Below are 480 nucleotides of genomic sequence, written 5' to 3'. Positions count from 1 at the left end.
AATCAGTTCCTAACGATCTATGAAAAAAGGTTAAGCTTCAAAAAAAAGTCCAACCCCAGTTGTTTTAAACTTACACACTTAGTGAGATAGTGTCTCACAAAATTATTGCTATGTCCTAAGTATTGTTTTTGCTACTCGTATTTTCTACGCCCTTACCAAGGTTATTCATAAATTTGGTGAGTTCTCTTGTGAAATCGTCTAAAGTGATCGCAGAATTTTTCATATAACCAACTATTTTTTTCACCTCCTCTAAAGAATAATTTGTAGTTGAATCAAGCAAATTCGATATTCCTAGAATATGTGCAACAGGTTGTCTAACTTTATGGGAAGTTAAAAACATCATTTCTTCCAATCCCTTAATATAATTTCTTAGATATTCTTCTTTTTTCTTCAGTTCACCATACGCAATGGTCAACTCTGTTGTTAATTTTTCTTTCAGTTGATATTGAAAATCAAGTTCTTTATTGGCACTCTTTAGTT

General features: G+C 31.5%; 1 pseudogene. It reads right to left on the bottom strand.

Going from position 1 to position 480, the window contains the following annotated elements:
- Positions 1-115 precede the first annotated feature (115 nt).
- Positions 116-480: pseudogene (locus tag JEM65_RS20740) on the bottom strand (diguanylate cyclase); the annotation flags it as partial.

Origin of the sequence: Gelidibacter salicanalis, from assembly GCF_016469035.1 — a bacterium.
GTDB classification, from domain to species: Bacteria; Bacteroidota; Bacteroidia; order Flavobacteriales; family Flavobacteriaceae; genus Gelidibacter; species Gelidibacter salicanalis_A.
Note: the sequence above shows the minus strand (reverse complement) of the source record. Positions and strands in the feature narration are given on the sequence as shown.